Genomic DNA, 13,892 nt, shown 5'->3' with positions numbered 1-13,892 from the left:
CTAGAATCCGTGGCGATAATGTCAAGATAAACTAATATCGCGGGCAAAATTGGTAAAATTTCTCGACCAGCCTGCGTTAATAAATGTCGATTTTCTACGACGGAGTTTGTTGATGAGCCAAAATTCCCCCGAGCAGAACGCAAACTCGGGCAAAAACGAGCGCGGTGCGGTCTGGATCACCGGTGCCGGGTCGGGCATCGGCGCTGCTATGGCGCGACGTTTCGCGCGTGAAGGCTGGCGGGTGGCGCTGACGGGCCGCAAGGCGGATGCACTTGCAGCGATTGCCGAGGCGATCGTCTCCAATGGTGGCGAGGCGCAGATATTTCCGGCCGATGTTCTCGACCGGGAGGCCGTGGCCGCGACTGCCGGAGCTATCGTCGAATGGGCAGGTCGTCTTGATGTGCTCTGCAACAATGCCGGTCTCAATATTCCGCGCCGTAGCTGGGCGGATATTGATTTCGATTCATGGGACGATGTCATCGACATCAACATCAAGGGTGCGATCAACGTGATCGCGGCTGCCCTGACGCCTATGCGCGCGCAGGGCGGTGGGTTGATGATCCACACATCGTCCTGGGCAGGGCGGTTCTCGTCTCCCGGCGGCGGCGTTCCCTATGGTGCGTCCAAGCATGCGCTCAACGATCTGAGCGCCAGCCTGAATGCGCAGGAAGGGCCGAACGGCATCCGGTCGACCGTGCTATGCCCCGGTGAGGTGGCGACGCCGCTTCTGGCGCGTCGTCCGGGCTTCGACCTCTCTCGCATGGATGATGTCATCCAGCCCGAGGATATGGCTGAAACCGCCCTCTATGTTGCCAATATGAATCCCAAGGTTACGATCCACGAGATCGTTCTGGCTCCGACCAAGAAATAGAAAAGGAAGTTTTGCATGTCTCATCCGGTCAAAGGCGTCGATCATATTTTCCTGCTGGTCGGCGATCTGGAGAAAAGTGCCGAACAATATCGCCGTTTCGGATTTACGCTGAGCCCGCGCGGCCTCCACAGCAAGGAAAAGGGCACCGGCAACTACACCATCATGTTTCCGGAAGATTATTTCGAGCTGCTTGGCATCGTCGCCGAGACGCCGGGCAATCTGCATCAGCGTGAGAAACTGGCAGCGCAGGGCGAAGGCCTCCATGCCATTGCCTGCCGCATCGACAATGCACGCGATGCCAAGGCGGAACTGGGCGTGCTGGGCATCAAGACCGGCGAGGTTGGCGCGTTTCAGCGTCCGGTAGAACTGCCGGGCGGTGGCGAGGGTGTTGCGGCTTTTGAAACTGTGTCTTTCGCGGAAAGTGAAGTGCCGCAAGGTATGGTCTTCATGTGCCAGCACAAGACCCGCGAAACAGTCTGGCTGCCGGAACTGATCGAACATGCAAATGGTGCAAATGGCCTTTCCGCCATTGTTGCCATCTCATCCGATCCGGAAGCCGCCGCCAAAGGTTTTGCCCGCCTGTACGCCAATGGCAAGGCAGAGGCACAGGATGGTGGCTGGAAGGTTTCGACAGGCTCACGTTCGGCAGACATATGGGTTGTGAGTGAGGAGAAAGCCGCTGCAATCTATCCCGGTGTGGATTTTGCCCGGACACCGGGCAAGGCTTTCGCCGTTCTGCGCATCCGGGTCGCATCGCTGGATAAGGCGCGCGGCGTTCTCGATGCCAACGGAATTTCCCACGTGAAGACATCTGCGGGCATCGCCGTGCTGCCGGAAAATGCCAGCGGCACGGTTCTGGAGTTCTCGGAACAGTAAGGGTTTGAGCAAGCGGGGCTGTGAGGCCCCGCTTTGCTAATCAGCGCGGAAAGCGCTGGTTTTCTTCCAGTACGTTCAGGTCCATGTGGTTGCGCATATAGCGCTCGGACGCCTTTTGCAGCGGCTGGTAGTCCCACGGATAATAGGCGCCGTTGCGCAACGCCGGATAGACGACGTGGCGACGAGCCTGACTGGCCCGGACGTCGGCATCGTAGCGTTCCAGATTCCAGCGTTTTTCAGCTTTGGCCAGAAGGTCGTCCAGAACGGTTTTGAATTCCGGCAGTTCCGCCAGATTGCGCAGCTCGTCGGGATCGTCGGCAAGGTTGAACAATTGTGGCGGGTCGGCGCGGCACAGGTTGAGCTTCCAGTCGCCATCCCGCAGCGAGATCATTGGCGCAATGGTGCCTTCGGCTGCATATTCGACCGGAACCGCACCGCGTTCGGCTGTACCGGAGGCAACATCTGTCAGTGAAACGCCGTCGGTCCACGGCATGATGCCCTTGAGGTCGATCCCGGCAAGGTCGGCCAGTGTCGGCAGAACGTCGAGCGTCGAGACGGGCGCATCCACGCGGCCAGCCCGCAATTGCGGGGCCGCAATCATCAACGGGACGCGAGCGGAGCCATCGAAGAAGCTCATCTTGAACCACAGGCCGCGTTCGCCAAGCATATCGCCGTGATCGGAAGTGAAGACGACAATCGTGTCATCCGCCATGCCGCAGCGTTCGACGACATCGAGCAGGACGCCGATCTTGTCATCCACATAGGAGATATTGGCGAAATAGGCCTGACGTGCCGTGCGAACCTGTTCGCGGGTCAGATCGTAATCCTCGGCCTTGCAGGCCCGCAACAGGCGTTCGGTGTGCGGGTCGATCTCGCTTTCAGCCAGCGGTCCGATTTTCGGATCAAGTTCGGGAATGTCCGCATAGAGATCGAAGAAGCGCTTGCGCGCTACGTAAGGGTCATGTGGGTGGGTAAAGCTGACAGTCAGACACCATGGCCGCTCGTCGTGGCCGCGCGCCAGATCATAGAGCTTCGCTTCGGCCTGATAGGCAACTTCATCGTCATATTCGAGCTGGTTGGTGATTTCGGCGGAACCCGCTCCGGTGATCGAACCGAGATTGTGATACCACCAGTCGATACGTTCACCGGGCTTGCGATAATCCGGCGTCCAGCCGAAATCCGCTGGGTAGATGTCGGTGGTGAGCCGCTGCTCGAAACCGTGCAACTGATCCGGACCGACGAAATGCATCTTGCCGGAAAGCGCCGTCTGGTAGCCAGCGTTGCGAAGGTGATGCGCATAGGTCGGGATTTCAGACGAAAACTCCGCAGCATTGTCATAGACGCCAGTTCGAAACGGCAACTGGCCCGACATGAACGATGCACGCGCCGGGGCACAGAGGGGGCTCGCGGTGTAGCAGTTGGCAAAACGGGCGGAATGTTCGGCAAGCTTTCTCAGATTGGGAACATGCAGGAATTCGGCCGGGCCGTCCGGAAAGAACGTGCCGTTCAGCTGATCGACCATGAGGATGAGGATATTCGGCTTTTTCATTGTGCGGGACCGTTGGCAAGTGTGGGAACGCGAAACGGCGGGCGCTGAAACGCCCGCCTGCAAACTGCGTGTTGTTCTCGGTTAAAGACCGAGGTTTGCCTTGACGGCTTCCGCGCCCGGTTCGCCCTTGAATGTGGTGACACCCGCAAGCCATTTGTCGATCTGGTCCGGATGCGCCTTCAGCCATTCCTTTGCCGCAGCCGGGCCTTCCGCGCCGTCATCCAGAATCTTGCCCATCAGCTCATTCTCGATATCGACAGTGAAAGTGAGGTTCTTGAAGAACGTTGCGGCATTCGGGCACTGCGCGGCCCAGCCGGTGCGGCCAAGCGTGTAGACTTCCGCGCCGCCGAAATTCGGGCCGAAATAGTCATCGCCACCCGCCAGATATTCTATCTTGAGCTTGTTGTTCATCGGGTGCGGCGCCCAGGCCAGAAACACGACCCACGCCTTGTCCTTGTTCTTGCGGTCCACCTGCGCGAGCATGGCTTGCTCGCTCGATTCCACCAGCTTCCAGCCGTCGAGCTTGAATTTTTGATCCTCGATGATCTTCTGGATGTTCTGGTTGGCAGGCGCACCCGGCTCGATGCCGTAAATCTCCTTGCCGAACTTGTCGGCATGGGCCGCAAGATCGGCAAAGTCCTTCACGCCTTCGCTTGCCACATAATCCGGCACGGCCAGAGTGAACTTCGCCCCTTCGAGATTCTTGACGATGACTTCGGCGGCTTTCGCCTTGTCGAGATCGTCGCGGAACTTCTGCTGTGCGGGCATCCAGTTGCCGAGGAAAACGTCAAGATTACCGGTCTTGAGCGCCTCATAGCCGATCGGCACGGACATGGTCTTTACATCGGGCTTATAGCCGAGACCTTCCAGCAGCACGCTTGCGACGGAGTTGGTGGAGGTGATGTCGGTCCAGCCCGGATCGGACAGCCGGATGGTTTCGCAAGCTGCGGGATCGGCAGCAGAAGCCGCTCCTGAAAGCCCCGCCAGTGCCGTGAACGTCAGTGCCGCAATCTTCAAGTAGCGCATTTTGTGACCCCTCCTATAGATTAAGACCAGTTATGTCTTATGTTCCTACTTTAAGGAGAACATCATTTAGGCTAAGGAAAAACCCATTCATTTTTTATCGAAGCTATAGAAAGTATTTATGGTTTCTCCATCCTGGGACCTTGGCAGCCTTGGCGTTTTCGAAGCGGTGGGACGATTGGAAAATCTGACCCTTGCAGCGCGTGAACTCGGCATGACGCAACCGGCGGTCAGCTATCAGATAAAACGCATCGAGGAGCGTCTGGGCGTCGCATTGTTCGCTCGACGGGCCCGTGGTGTCGAGATATTGCCCGAGGGCCGCATTCTTTATGAAGCAGTGCGCTCCGGTCTCGATGGAATCGATGAGGCTGTGCAGCAGATAAAACGTCGCCAGCGCGCGCCGGGACTGCGGATCGCGACCGACTATGGCTTCGCGACGTTCTGGCTGATGCCGCGTGTCGCGCAGTTTCGCCCGAAACATCCGGAGGTGGATGTGCGCATCACGGCATCATCCATGCTTCAGCCGCTCGACCGGCGTGACGCGGATATTTCGGTCCTTTTCGGCGGTCGCGAGGATTTCCCGAAGGACGCTATCGCCTTCATCGGTGAAAAAGTCGTGCCGGTCTGTTCGCCTGCCTATCTTGCCGAGCATGGCCCGTTTCCGGATGGGAAACGGCTGGGTACCGCTTCACTGCTGCATCTTGATACGCTGCAGGGTGATCGCTGGTTCACATGGCAGTCATGGCTCGATGCTATCGGTGAGGACATCGAGGACGGCAATTACGGGCTGGTCTTCAACACCTATAATCTGGTGATCGAGGCAGCCATTGCCGATCAGGGGGTGGCGCTTGGCTGGGCGGGGCTGATCGACGGGGCCGTGCAGCGCGGGCAGCTTGTCCATGCTTGCGAGGTGTCGCAGACGAGCGACAAAGGTTATTGGCTGGTCTTCAATCCGGACATTTCTGCGGGCGCGCGCAAGCTCGCACTGGAATTGCTGCAAGCAGCAGACGAAAGCTGATATTGTAAGAAAGCAGTCGCGATCCTACTTTTGCACATCATTCAATATCTGACGCGCTTGCCAAAAGCGCGCGGTTTTTTAAGAGGTGTCGATATGATTACCTGGAACCGGATCGATGAAACGAATTGAACTTCTGATCGAAAATATCATTCTGGCGTCACGCTGGCTGCTGGTTGTCTTCTATCTCGGCCTCGCCGTCGCGCTGGCGATCTATGCTGTATCCTTCGTGGGCAAGCTGTTCGATTTTGCAACGAAAGTTACCGCGCTGAATGATACCGACACGATCCTGAAAGTCCTAGGGCTCATCGACGCGGCGTTGATTGCGAGCCTCGTGGTGATGGTCATCATTTCGGGCTATGAGAATTTCGTCAGCCGCTTCGATCAGGCTGGCGACGAGGTGCATTGGCTTGGCACCATCGATGCGGGCTCGCTCAAGATCAAGGTTGCCTCGACCATCGTGGCGATCTCGTCGATTCATCTGCTGCAGATATTCCTCAACGCCACCACCTACACGTCAAACCAGTTGCTGTGGTTCACCATCATCCATCTGGCATTCGTGTTTTCGGCGCTGTTCCTCGCCTATATCGACAAGCTCACGGCCAAGGATAAAGGCGGGGCTAGAGGCAAGGGCAAGATCGAGCCGAATATCTGATGCTCTCGGATATAATTCATTGAAAAGACCCGGCTTTTGCCGGGCCTTTTGTTTTGAAAGACGAATGCAGTAAAGTTGGTTTCAATCAATGTGAAGAAGCTGCCGATATGCATTGCTGGCAGCGGTGTGGCTCCATTTCAACCTTGTGCTAGACTGACCTTCTTTGAGAGGAAGGGCTGACCATGACACGTCTGACGGCGAAGGATTTCCCGCAAGAACTTCTCGAACTCTACGATTTCTATGCCCATGGCCGGATAACCAAACGAGAGTTTCTGGACAAGGCTGCAAAGTTTGCGGTCGGCACTATGACAGCCACAACCATACTGGCCTCGCTCAGTCCCGATTATGCGATGGCGCAACAGGTCGAATTCACCGATCCCGATATCCATCCCGAATACATCACCTATTCGTCACCGGAAGGAAACGGCGAGGTTCGAGCCTATCTGGTGCGACCGGCCAAGCTGCAGGGCAAGCTGCCCGCCGTCGTGGTCGTACACGAAAATCGCGGACTGAACCCGTATATCGAAGACGTCGCCCGCCGGGTTGCAAAGGCCGGTTTCATCGCACTCGCGCCCGACGGTCTCACCTCGGTTGGTGGCTATCCCGGCAATGACGATAAGGGCCGTGAATTACAGCAGCAGGTCGACCCGACCAAGCTGATGAACGACTTCTTTGCGGCGGTCGATTTCATGATGAAAAGCGATCTGACGACCGGAAAGGTCGGCATTACCGGCTTCTGTTATGGCGGTGGTGTTGCCAATGTGGCGGCGGTCGCCTTTCCGGAACTCGCAGCCGCTGTGCCTTTCTATGGCAGGCAGGCACCGGCGGATGACGTGCCGCGCATCAAGGCGCCTATCCTGTTGCACTATGCCGAACTGGACACCCGTATCAATGAGGGCTGGCCCGCTTATGAGGAAGCGTTGAAAAAGAACGGCAAGACCTACGAGGCTTACATTTATCCGGGCGTCAATCATGGCTTCCACAACGATTCCACACCGCGCTACGACGAAGCGGCGGCGAAGCTCGCATGGGATCGGACAATCGAATGGTTCAAGCGCTATCTGGCCTGAAGTTAGAGCATGTCTCCCGAAAGCGGGAACCGGCTTCGGGATGAAGACATGCGTGAAAACGAACAGATAGGGCGCCGATCTGATGCAATCAGATCGAAACGCGCTCTAGGCCTTCGCTTTCAGGGCCTTGAAGACGTTGACGGCTATCACGACGACAATGCCGATTAGAACCGCAAGTACAGCCTGCAGGAAGGAGGTGGCGATCCATTCGAAGGCGGCTGCAAACCGGGTGCCCTCGGTCGGCAGGTGCGAGACGATGGAATGGATGAAGGCTTCAACGCTATGGATGCCGATGGAATCCAGCCCATGTACGATGATGCTGCCGCCGACCCAAAGCATGGCGATGGTGCCGACAGTGCTCAGAACCTTCAATATGATGGGCATGCCCGCGACCAGCCCCTTGCCGAGTTGCCTGCCGAAAGCCGTGTGACTGTTGCGCACGAGCGAGACGCCCATATCGTCGAGCTTCACGATGATGCCGACCACGCCATAAACGGCGAAGGTGATCAATATGCCGACTGCGGCGAGGATGACCGCCTGCGTATAAATGCTCGACGGAGCCAGGCCCGCCAGCGTCAGCGCCATGATTTCCGCCGACAGAATGAAGTCCGTGCGGATCGCACCGCTGACGGTTGTTTCCTCGATCTCCTTGGCAGTCGTGCCCTTGGTTTCCTCGTGTTCCTCTTCCTTGTGCGGGATGAAGAACTCCACCAGCTTTTCCGTTCCTTCAAAGGCCAGATAGACACCGCCGATCATCAGAAGCGGCATGATGAAGGATGGTGCGAAATAGCCGAGGATGAGCGCCAGCGGCAGCAGGACGATGAGCTTGTTGCGCAGCGATCCCTTGGTGATTTTCCAGATGACCGGCAATTCACGTTCCGGTTTCAGCCCCACAACATATTTCGGCGTGACGGCCGTATCATCAATTACGATGCCTGCAGCCTTGGCGCTGGCCTTTGCCGTCTGTCCTGCAACATCGTCGAGCGAAGCTGCCGCCATTTTCGCAATGGCTGCGACATCATCGAGAAGCGCGAACAAGCCGGACGCCATGGGGAACCTTTCTATATTGCTGTTGCAGGTAGCTAAACTTTGAATGGGCGGTACGTCTAGATGGAAATCATCATTGCCTGCAACTGTATCTGAAATCGATACAATCTGTGCATGATTGTCAATGTTTCAATGATCATACCGATGGCTATATTGGCGGTAACACAACAGGAGAGATAGCCATGCTTAATCAGATCAAGGGCCTCCACCACGTGACCTCGCTTGCCGCCGATGCGCGCTCCAATAACCGCTTTTTCACCGATATTCTGGGACTGCGCCGCGTCAAGAAGACCGTCAATTTCGACGATCCGAGTGTCTATCATCTCTATTATGGTGATGAACTAGGCACGCCCGGCACTGTCATGACCTATTTCCCGTTTCCCGGCATGCCGCGCGGTCGCGATGGTACGGGCGAGGTGGGGACGACGGTATTTGCCGTGCCGCAGGGTTCTCTTGGCTTCTGGAAGGATCGTTTCGAGCAATCCGCCGTCAAGATTGAATCCGAAGACGAAGCGTTCGGCGAAAAGCGTATCCATTTCCGTGGACCGGATGGCGACAGTTTTGCACTGGTTGAAGTGAAGGACGATCCACGTGCGCCGTGGGCACATGAGGGGATTGATGCCGAGCACGCCATCCGTGGCTTTCATTCGGTCTCAATGCGGCTTCGCGACGAAGGCGCGACCTCGGAACTGCTGAAATATATGGGATATCAGAAGCTCGATGCGAAGGACGGTGTCACCCGGCTCATCATGCCGGAAGGCAATGGTGCGGGCGTCATCGATCTGGAAGCCTTGCCAGCAGTTGGTCGCAACCAGCAGGGTGCCGGTTCCGTGCATCACGTGGCATTCGCCGTCGAAAACCGCGAGAAGCAGCTGGAGGTGCGCAAGGCGCTGATGGATACGGGCTATCACGTCACACCGGTCATCGACCGCGATTACTTCTGGGCGATCTATTTCCGCACGCCGGGCGGCGTGCTGTTCGAGGTGGCGACCAACGAACCCGGTTTCGACCGCGACGAGGATACGGCCCATCTCGGTGAAGCGCTGAAGCTGCCGGAGCAGCACCAGCATCTGCGTGGCTATCTCGAAGAGCATCTGGACAGGATCTGAAGACGTCGGGACAGGAGATCGAACATGACAATCCAAACCTATGAGCACCGGCTGAAGGCCGGTGCGAACGGAGCGCCGCTGTTCATCGTGTTTCACGGTACGGGCGGCGATGAAAACCAGTTTTTCGGTCTGGCGGAACAGCTTTTGCCGGAAGCGACCATCGTGTCGCCACGCGGTGATGTGTCGGAATATGGCGCTGCGCGCTTCTTCCGCCGCACAGGCGAGGGCGTCTACGATATGGAAGACCTTGCTCGCGCCACCGACAAGATGGCCGATTTCATCGCTGGCCTTGTGGCTCAGCACAAGCCGTCCGAAGTGATCGGGCTCGGCTATTCCAATGGCGCCAATATCATGGCGAACCTTCTGATCGAGAAAGGCAGGGTGTTCGACAAGGCGGCACTTCTGCATCCGCTGGTGCCATTCAGGCCGAAGGACAATCCGGCGCTCGAAGGCGCGAAAATTCTGATGACTGCCGGGCGGATGGACCCGATCTGTCCGCCGGATCTGACAGAAGCGCTTGCACATTATTTCGAGCGCCAGAAAGCTGATGTCGAGCTGGTCTGGCATCCGGGCGGGCACGAGTTGCGCCAGACGGAACTGGCCGCCGTTCAGTCACTGCTCCAGAATTAAGCTCAAAGCCACCGTTCAATTTTGTACGGCGGCATTATTGTTCTGGCTCTCTTGTAAAAAACAATATACATTATATTTAATTGTATATTGAAAATAGGGTGCCATGATGGATGCGATTTCGGGCCGAGTGCCAGCCCATGAAAACAAGATGACGCGCACGGAAATGGAGGGGCGGGCAACCGAGGTTGCCGAACTCCTCAAGACGCTGTCGCATCCGGCGCGGCTTATGCTGGCCTGCACGCTTGCAGAACGGGAATATTCGGTTGGAGAGCTGGAGGAAGCGCTTGGCATTCACCAGCCGACACTGTCGCAGCAGCTGGGCGTGCTGCGCGAAGCGGGCATTGTCGAAACCCGTCGCGAAGCGAAGCAGATTTTCTACCGGCTGACGGAAGCCAAGGCCGCACAACTCATCGAGGCGCTTTACGGCATTTTTTGTGCACCGGAGGAGCGGGCATGATCACAACCTATCTGCAATCATTGGCAGGCGGCATGTTGCTCGGTCTTTCCGCAGTCCTGCTGCTTGTCTTCAATGGGCGCATCGCCGGGATCAGCGGCATCGTCGGGCGGCTTCTGGGCGGCAAACAGGTTCCAGCCAATGCGGTCTTTGTCGTCGGCCTCGTTCTGGGGCCGATTATCTATGCGGCAATTTATGGTTCCTTTCCCCCGGTCACGATGGCTATGTCCTGGCCCGTCATCGTCGTGGCAGGACTTCTGGTCGGTATCGGAACGCGGATGGGATCGGGCTGCACATCCGGTCATGGCATCCTCGGCATGGCGCGGTTTTTCAGGCGTTCGATAGCCGCAACGCTCACCTTTCTTGTAACCGGCATCGTGGTGGCCAGCATTTCGGGAGCATTGCTATGAAACAGTCGGCATATGCGCGTCTGGCCATGACGCTGCTTGCGGGCGCAATCTTTGGTTTTGGCCTGTCGCTGTCGGGCATGATCGATCCATCGCGCGTGACGGGCTTCCTGAATGTTACCAGCGGCCATTGGGACCCAAGCCTTGCCTTCGTGCTGGGCGGTGCCCTCCTGGTGGCTATCCCCGGCGTGATGTTGCAGCGGCGTATGGCGCGGCCGGTGCTGGACCAGTCTTTCCATTTACCTGAGAATACTGAGATCGACCGTCGGTTGATTACCGGTTCTGCCATCTTCGGTGCGGGCTGGGGGCTGGCAGGTTTTTGTCCAGGCCCTGTCGTGTCCGCACTGTCCATGGGGTTGCCGCAGGTATGGCTCTTCGTTGCGATGATGGTTTTGGGAATGATTTTCCACGATCGTATTATGACGAAGTCTTCATAGGAAAATCATTCCGGGCGGCGAAATTCCGGACAAAAGCCAGCAGAAGCATTCAAATCTTGAACTCTTTGGTCAAATTACCCTTTTAATAGGGAGATGAATGAGTTAGGCACCCTCTGAACGATCTTGAGGGAACCGTGCCATGGCTGGATTGCTGAAACGTTTTGCCGGATATTATCGTCCGCATCGTGGGCTGTTCGCGCTGGATTTCACCAGCGCCGTGGCGTCCGGCCTGCTTGAGCTTGCCTTTCCGGTTGCCGTTACGCTTTTCATCGACAAGCTGTTGCCGACCGGCCAGCTTGGTGTGATCGCTATTGCTGCGGTCGGCTTGCTGGCCATTTACGTCGTCAATGCCTTCCTGCAGGTCATCGTGACCTATTGGGGGCATATGCTTGGTATCAAGATCGAGACAGAGATGCGCCGCAAGGCCTTCGATCATCTGCAGAAACTCTCCTTCGGCTTCTTCGACAATCAGAAGACCGGCCATCTTGTGGCGCGGCTGACCAAGGATCTGGAAGAGATCGGCGAAGTGGCGCATCACGGGCCGGAAGATGTCTTCATCGCGATCATGACCCTGATTGGCGCCTTCATCCTGATGCTGTGGGTGCATCCGCAGCTTGCGCTGATTACCGCCGTCATCGTACCGCTGTCGGCCTATGTCACCGCCCGCTATGGCGGACGCATGACGCACACATGGCACGCGCTTTACCGGCGTGTGGGCGATTTCAACGCCCGTATCGAGGAGAATGTCGGCGGCATCCGCGTTGTTCAGGCCTTCACGAACGAAGATCATGAACGCCAGCTTTTCGCGGAGAGCAACGACAAGTATCTCACCACCAAGCTCGCCGCCTACAAGATCATGGCCGCGTCGATGTCTCTGTCCTATCTGTCGATGCGCTTTGTGCAGGTCGTGGTGATGCTGGCAGGCGCCTGGTTCGTGGTGCGCGGCGAACTGACGGCTGGTGGATTTGTCGGCTTCCTGCTGCTGGTGAACGTGTTCTTCCGCCCGATTGAAAAGATCAATTCGGTCATCGAAACCTATCCGAAAGGCATTGCCGGTTTTCAGCGTTATACGGAATTTCTCGATACGCGCCCGGATATTGCAGACCGCCCCGGTGCGCAGTCCGTTGCGCGTTTGAGCGGTGATATCGAATATCGCGATGTCAGTTTCGGCTATAGCGCTGAACGCCCCATTGTCGATGGTCTCGATATTTCCATTCGTGCTGGCGAAACAATTGCCTTTGTTGGTCCTTCAGGTGCGGGCAAGACGACGATCTGTTCGCTGCTGCCGCGCTTCTACGACGTGACGCAAGGCGCTATTCTCGCCGACGGCATCGACATTCGCGATATGACCCTGAAGTCTCTGCGGTCGAATATCGGTATTGTCAGTCAGGATGTGTTCCTGTTCGCCGGAACGATCCGGGAAAACATCGCCTATGGCCGTCTCGATGCGACTGACGCGGAAATTGTCGAGGCTGCGCGCCGCGCGCGGCTTGATGGCGTGATCGCCAATCTGCCGGAAGGCTACGACACGATCATCGGCGAGCGTGGCGTCAAGCTTTCCGGCGGGCAGAAGCAGCGCATGGCCATTGCGCGCATATTCCTGAAGAACCCGCCGATCCTGATCCTTGATGAGGCGACTTCCGCACTCGATACGGAAACCGAACGTGCCATCCAGCAATCGCTGGCCGAGCTTTCGCGGGGGCGCACGACGCTGGTGATCGCACATCGCCTTGCAACCATCGTCAATGCCGACCGCATTCTGGTGGTGGAGGGCGGACGGATTGCCGAACAGGGCAGTCATGCCGAGCTTCTGGCCATGAAGGACGGACGCTACAAGCGCCTGCATATTGCGCAGGCCGGGCTGGATCAGGGGCATTATTCAGCAGCGGAATAGGCTGATCTGCACATCAGGATACGCTTAAGAAAGGCGGCCTTTGGCCGTCTTTTTTATTGTCTGACAACGAGCGGAAGAGTTTCCTTTGATATCTGATGTATCAGATATTGACATATCAGATTCGCTGTTTCAGGATCGGAGCGTGAATTCAGTGACAAACAGGTGTTGCCTTGGGTGATAACGTTTCCCCCCTTTCTCCGATCAAGGTGAAGAGCCTCAGAGACCATGTGCATGACAATCTGCGGGAGGCGATTATTTCCGGGCGGATCAAGTCCGGCGAAAAGCTGAATGAGAGGCAGCTGGCATCCGATCTGGGCATCAGCACGAGCCCTTTGAAAGAAGCGCTGCGCCAGCTGGAAGGAGAAGGGCTGGTGCGCACGGAGGCCCGTCGTGGAACGTTCGTCTCGTTCAATGCGCGGCAGGCCGAAGAGATGACGCTCGCTCGTGCCGCGCTTGAAAGCATCATCGCGCGGCAGGCGGCCAAGCATGGCGGCGAGGAGGCGTTCGGCTTTCTTCGCGCGGTGATTGAAGAAATGCGGGCGGCGGTCGAGGCAGGCAATGTCGATCAGCTGATCGAGCTGAACGAGAAGTTCCACGACGGCATCCATGAGGCATCGGGATGTGAATATCTGCGCCGGTTGCAAAATGCACAGCGCATGTACGACCACGCCGCAAGGGTGACCGTTCTGTCGCGCGAGGATGTGCGTCGGCAGTCCTTCAACGAGCATGAAGCAATCATGAAGGCAATTACGGCACGTAACGGCGATCTGGCTGAGCGTCTGATGCGCGAACACATCGTGAAAGCGGGAGACACGCATATCGAACTGGTCTTCTGACCAGTCATTGGGAGGAAAT

15 protein-coding genes are annotated in these 13,892 nt (G+C 57.2%); 12 read left to right on the top strand and 3 right to left on the bottom strand.

Features of this window, described 5'->3' with window-relative positions:
* The first annotated feature begins 112 nt into the window (after positions 1 to 112).
* Together OHI65_RS01185 and OHI65_RS01180 are read left to right on the top strand one after the other, a co-directional pair.
* Positions 113 to 871: an SDR family oxidoreductase gene (locus OHI65_RS01185; RefSeq protein ID WP_012092756.1), complete on the top strand. Its 759-nt coding sequence runs from the start codon at positions 113 to 115 to the stop codon at positions 869 to 871.
* Positions 872 to 886: 15 nt separating this feature from the next.
* Positions 887 to 1,747 (top strand): VOC family protein, encoded by an 861-nt coding sequence (locus OHI65_RS01180; protein WP_012092757.1) that lies wholly within the window; start codon positions 887 to 889, stop codon positions 1,745 to 1,747.
* 40 nt (positions 1,748 to 1,787) lie between these two features.
* Here the strand turns inward: OHI65_RS01180 and betC are convergent, their stop codons facing one another.
* Positions 1,788 to 3,296, bottom strand: coding sequence for a choline-sulfatase (gene betC / locus OHI65_RS01175; protein ID WP_264358716.1), 1,509 nt, complete (start codon positions 3,294 to 3,296; stop codon positions 1,788 to 1,790).
* Between the two features lie 81 nt (positions 3,297 to 3,377).
* On the bottom strand, positions 3,378 to 4,322 hold the full coding sequence (choX, locus tag OHI65_RS01170; RefSeq protein ID WP_125302330.1) for a choline ABC transporter substrate-binding protein: 945 nt from the start codon (positions 4,320 to 4,322) through the stop codon (positions 3,378 to 3,380).
* Between the two features lie 118 nt (positions 4,323 to 4,440).
* On the opposite strand from choX, the gene OHI65_RS01165 reads away from it, so the two are divergent.
* The 3 genes from OHI65_RS01165 to yghX all read left to right on the top strand — a co-directional run bounded on the left by OHI65_RS01165 (position 4,441) and on the right by yghX (position 7,059).
* Positions 4,441 to 5,337: a LysR substrate-binding domain-containing protein gene (locus tag OHI65_RS01165; RefSeq protein WP_012092760.1), complete on the top strand. Its 897-nt coding sequence runs from the start codon at positions 4,441 to 4,443 to the stop codon at positions 5,335 to 5,337.
* 115 nt (positions 5,338 to 5,452) lie between these two features.
* Complete coding sequence (locus tag OHI65_RS01160) at positions 5,453 to 5,989, top strand: TIGR00645 family protein (RefSeq protein ID WP_125302333.1); 537 nt, start codon at positions 5,453 to 5,455, stop codon at positions 5,987 to 5,989.
* Between the two features lie 182 nt (positions 5,990 to 6,171).
* The gene (yghX, locus tag OHI65_RS01155) at positions 6,172 to 7,059 is read left to right on the top strand and encodes a YghX family hydrolase (RefSeq protein WP_125302336.1); all 888 of its coding nucleotides are present in this window, start codon (positions 6,172 to 6,174) and stop codon (positions 7,057 to 7,059) included.
* A 105-nt stretch (positions 7,060 to 7,164) separates the two neighbouring features.
* Here yghX and OHI65_RS01150 read toward each other — a convergent pair whose 3' ends face one another.
* Positions 7,165 to 8,109, bottom strand: a complete 945-nt coding sequence (locus OHI65_RS01150) for a DUF808 domain-containing protein (protein WP_125302339.1) — start codon at positions 8,107 to 8,109, stop codon at positions 7,165 to 7,167.
* A gap of 179 nt (positions 8,110 to 8,288) precedes the next feature.
* Here OHI65_RS01150 and OHI65_RS01145 point away from each other — a divergent pair, with 179 nt between their 5' ends.
* From OHI65_RS01145 to OHI65_RS01115, 7 genes are all read left to right on the top strand, one after another.
* On the top strand, positions 8,289 to 9,215 hold the full coding sequence (locus tag OHI65_RS01145) for a VOC family protein (RefSeq protein WP_125302341.1): 927 nt from the start codon (positions 8,289 to 8,291) through the stop codon (positions 9,213 to 9,215).
* 24 nt (positions 9,216 to 9,239) lie between these two features.
* A complete protein-coding gene (locus OHI65_RS01140) occupies positions 9,240 to 9,845 on the top strand; it encodes an alpha/beta hydrolase (RefSeq protein WP_125302344.1) in 606 nt (201 codons plus the stop codon).
* Between the two features lie 106 nt (positions 9,846 to 9,951).
* A complete protein-coding gene (bigR, locus tag OHI65_RS01135; RefSeq protein ID WP_036563524.1) occupies positions 9,952 to 10,302 on the top strand; it encodes a sulfite-sensing transcriptional repressor BigR in 351 nt (116 codons plus the stop codon).
* Positions 10,299 to 10,709 carry a YeeE/YedE family protein gene (locus OHI65_RS01130; RefSeq protein ID WP_125302346.1) on the top strand — a complete coding sequence of 137 codons (411 nt, stop codon included), beginning with the start codon at positions 10,299 to 10,301 and terminating at the stop codon, positions 10,707 to 10,709. Before bigR ends, OHI65_RS01130 begins: the two co-directional genes overlap by 4 nt.
* Positions 10,706 to 11,143 carry a YeeE/YedE family protein gene (locus OHI65_RS01125; RefSeq protein WP_125302349.1) on the top strand — a complete coding sequence of 146 codons (438 nt, stop codon included), beginning with the start codon at positions 10,706 to 10,708 and terminating at the stop codon, positions 11,141 to 11,143. The genes OHI65_RS01130 and OHI65_RS01125 overlap by 4 nt, the downstream gene beginning before the upstream one ends.
* A gap of 139 nt (positions 11,144 to 11,282) precedes the next feature.
* Positions 11,283 to 13,037, top strand: coding sequence for an ABC transporter ATP-binding protein (locus OHI65_RS01120; RefSeq protein ID WP_125302351.1), 1,755 nt, complete (start codon positions 11,283 to 11,285; stop codon positions 13,035 to 13,037).
* 227 nt (positions 13,038 to 13,264) lie between these two features.
* A complete protein-coding gene (locus OHI65_RS01115; protein WP_010658533.1) occupies positions 13,265 to 13,873 on the top strand; it encodes a GntR family transcriptional regulator in 609 nt (202 codons plus the stop codon).
* The last annotated feature ends 19 nt before the right edge of the window (positions 13,874 to 13,892 follow it).

Source organism: Brucella sp. MAB-22 (genome assembly GCF_025908475.1).
Classification (GTDB): Bacteria; Pseudomonadota; Alphaproteobacteria; order Rhizobiales; family Rhizobiaceae; genus Brucella; species Brucella anthropi.
This window is presented reverse-complemented; position numbering and strand designations above follow the sequence as displayed.

Bases quoted from the DNA above. Each gene is read 5' to 3' on its own strand.
- OHI65_RS01185 (WP_012092756.1), top strand. From the start codon at position 113: ATGAGCCAAAATTCCCCCGAGCAGAACGCAAACTCGGGCAAAAACGAG.
- OHI65_RS01180 (WP_012092757.1), top strand. From the start codon at position 887: ATGTCTCATCCGGTCAAAGGCGTCGATCATATTTTCCTGCTGGTCGGC.
- betC (WP_264358716.1), bottom strand. From the start codon at position 3,296: ATGAAAAAGCCGAATATCCTCATCCTCATGGTCGATCAGCTGAACGGC.
- choX (WP_125302330.1), bottom strand. From the start codon at position 4,322: ATGCGCTACTTGAAGATTGCGGCACTGACGTTCACGGCACTGGCGGGG.
- OHI65_RS01165 (WP_012092760.1), top strand. From the start codon at position 4,441: ATGGTTTCTCCATCCTGGGACCTTGGCAGCCTTGGCGTTTTCGAAGCG.
- OHI65_RS01160 (WP_125302333.1), top strand. From the start codon at position 5,453: ATGAAACGAATTGAACTTCTGATCGAAAATATCATTCTGGCGTCACGC.
- yghX (WP_125302336.1), top strand. From the start codon at position 6,172: ATGACACGTCTGACGGCGAAGGATTTCCCGCAAGAACTTCTCGAACTC.
- OHI65_RS01150 (WP_125302339.1), bottom strand. From the start codon at position 8,109: ATGGCGTCCGGCTTGTTCGCGCTTCTCGATGATGTCGCAGCCATTGCG.
- OHI65_RS01145 (WP_125302341.1), top strand. From the start codon at position 8,289: ATGCTTAATCAGATCAAGGGCCTCCACCACGTGACCTCGCTTGCCGCC.
- OHI65_RS01140 (WP_125302344.1), top strand. From the start codon at position 9,240: ATGACAATCCAAACCTATGAGCACCGGCTGAAGGCCGGTGCGAACGGA.
- bigR (WP_036563524.1), top strand. From the start codon at position 9,952: ATGGATGCGATTTCGGGCCGAGTGCCAGCCCATGAAAACAAGATGACG.
- OHI65_RS01130 (WP_125302346.1), top strand. From the start codon at position 10,299: ATGATCACAACCTATCTGCAATCATTGGCAGGCGGCATGTTGCTCGGT.
- OHI65_RS01125 (WP_125302349.1), top strand. From the start codon at position 10,706: ATGAAACAGTCGGCATATGCGCGTCTGGCCATGACGCTGCTTGCGGGC.
- OHI65_RS01120 (WP_125302351.1), top strand. From the start codon at position 11,283: ATGGCTGGATTGCTGAAACGTTTTGCCGGATATTATCGTCCGCATCGT.